Below are 2,022 nucleotides of genomic sequence, written 5' to 3' on the forward strand. Positions count from 1 at the left end.
CTTACATCATCTGCAGATCCCGACTCACCAACATGTATTATCTTAGTAAGTCCGTAATGTTCAGCTTTTCGATACAGGGGAATAAAAGCTTCAAATGGTCGAATATTCTCGCCGCCGCAGACATCGAGTGACTTAAAGAATCCGGTCTTTATGTACTCATCAATTGAATCTGTCGCAGAATCGATATCGCAGGCTGATATATAGGTAAGTTCCGGTTCAAAAACTGTTTCCGGACAGTATTTCATGTGAAAACCCTGAATCAGTTCCCTGAATTTATCAATTCCTCCTACAAGTTCAATCTCCGTAGCCCCGAAATTCATTGCAAGCCTTTTAATATTGTTGCGCCCGGCTTCAGCAAACGCCCCCTCCCATCTAAAGACTATGCCTTCATCTCCTGAGCAAAAGGGTTTGACATAGGTAGTGAACCAGTTCTGCATACCCTCAAGACCATCAAAGGTTTCCGGAGGGGCGGGAAAAGAATGGCCCGTCCGCTCTTCAACCCACTTAAGAGTGCATCCCTTAGTTGAATGGTTATGCAGATCACTCTTAGGAGCTTCTATAAGTTTGCCTGTGTTATTCTCTATCAATCCCTCTACAAATAAACTATTTGCCATAATCCTCCCAAATCTTTCCCTATATATTTTTCAAAATAGCATACAGAGATACTATCTTTTATTTTTTGAAATAGCATACTTGTGCAAGTTGTACCGCATCATCAATCATTTCGTTGCCTGCACGATCAGAATACTTAAGATAATCTTTTACCCTATCAGCAGCCACCAGCTCTCTCCCATATATTTTTCCTGTAGCCGGATCAATATGACTCTCATAAATATCTTTTATCTTCGCTATCATTCTTACCTGAGCATACTTATCCGAATTATCCTCCACCAATAAATACCCAAGATAATGGATATCTTCCAGTTCAATATTCAATTCTTCAATATATTCCCGTTTCAATGTCTCTTCAAAAGTTTCAGCATTTTCAGGCTTTCCACCGGTCAATTTGTATTTTCCGTCCTCAATCCTCAAGACAACCAGGTTATCTGCTGAAAATGCTATTCCATAAACCTGTTTTACCGGTAACTGGTCAGGAACAGAATCCTTAAACCATGTAAAGTCAGCCATAATGCAATCCCCATAGTATGATTTCCATGTTAAGAAAAAGACGGCAAGTCTTTAAACTTACCGCCTATAATTGTCTGAAGTCACAATGAGTATTATACTAAATTCTGAAAATTATTTCAAAGACATCACATATATCTGACAGGGATTTGCCTCATCCCATAGGAGAGGGAATACTTCCAATTCCTTGAAGCCACAGCTTATGTAAAAGAGATTAGTCCTGTCATAGTCCTCATACATTCCCATCTTCACAGTCTTGACCTGCATGAATTCATACCCCTGTAATCTTGCGGTTTCTTTAGCCCTTTCTACGAGCTGCCTGCCAAGGCCGCTTCTGTGATGATCCTGTAAAACTCCCATAACAGCCAGTTCGACAGTGACCTTTCCTGTTTCTTTTAGGCAAAGAAATCCCACATATTCATCATCTTCCTTTGCTGCAAAAAACGTCCAATCGGCACTTCCGGAAATATATTCCTCTCTGCTCTCTTCTACGCCAAACCAGTCAGTAAGAGCCTCCAGAACTTTCCTTGCGATAGCTTGTTTTTCATTTGGATCTTTTATCTCCACAATCATTATTATCTTATCCTTTCCCCCTTTATTTTAGCGTTTCATCCGGGTAGTCATGAACTACCTCCACCGACTCTGCGTCGGAAGAGGTTTCTGTTATGCCGCAGAGCGGCATGAACCTTTGGGATGCTTAACGCATCCCAAAGAACAGGGCATGTCCACTATGCCCCTATCCCATTGGGTTACCTTTGGGAATACTTTTCTTAAGATATTGGCAGCTCCGTTTATGTCTGCATTTGTTATTGTTCCATCGTAGTGCCTGTACAGTCCTCTTTTTATCCTTCTTCCTGAAAAAGAGTATTCTTTATTCTTCCCTTTTTCATACATGGG

At 40.9% G+C, this 2,022-nt stretch carries 3 protein-coding genes and 1 pseudogene; all 4 read right to left on the reverse strand.

What is annotated here, in order from left to right; all coding sequences use genetic code 11:
- The coding region (locus G596_RS0120215; protein WP_022763598.1) for a hypothetical protein at positions 1 to 614 on the reverse strand (614 nt) is incomplete at its 3' end.
- A gap of 58 nt (positions 615 to 672) precedes the next feature.
- Positions 673 to 1,128 carry an NUDIX domain-containing protein gene (locus tag G596_RS23275; RefSeq protein WP_022763599.1) on the reverse strand — a complete coding sequence of 152 codons (456 nt, stop codon included), beginning with the start codon at positions 1,126 to 1,128 and terminating at the stop codon, positions 673 to 675.
- A 111-nt stretch (positions 1,129 to 1,239) separates the two neighbouring features.
- Positions 1,240 to 1,692, reverse strand: a complete 453-nt coding sequence (locus tag G596_RS0120225) for a GNAT family N-acetyltransferase (RefSeq protein WP_330361240.1) — start codon at positions 1,690 to 1,692, stop codon at positions 1,240 to 1,242.
- A 96-nt stretch (positions 1,693 to 1,788) separates the two neighbouring features.
- Positions 1,789 to 2,022, reverse strand: a pseudogene (locus G596_RS25390) (RNA-guided endonuclease InsQ/TnpB family protein); the annotation flags it as partial.

Source organism: Butyrivibrio sp. AD3002 (genome assembly GCF_000420905.1).
In the GTDB taxonomy this organism is placed as follows: domain Bacteria; phylum Bacillota; class Clostridia; order Lachnospirales; family Lachnospiraceae; genus Butyrivibrio.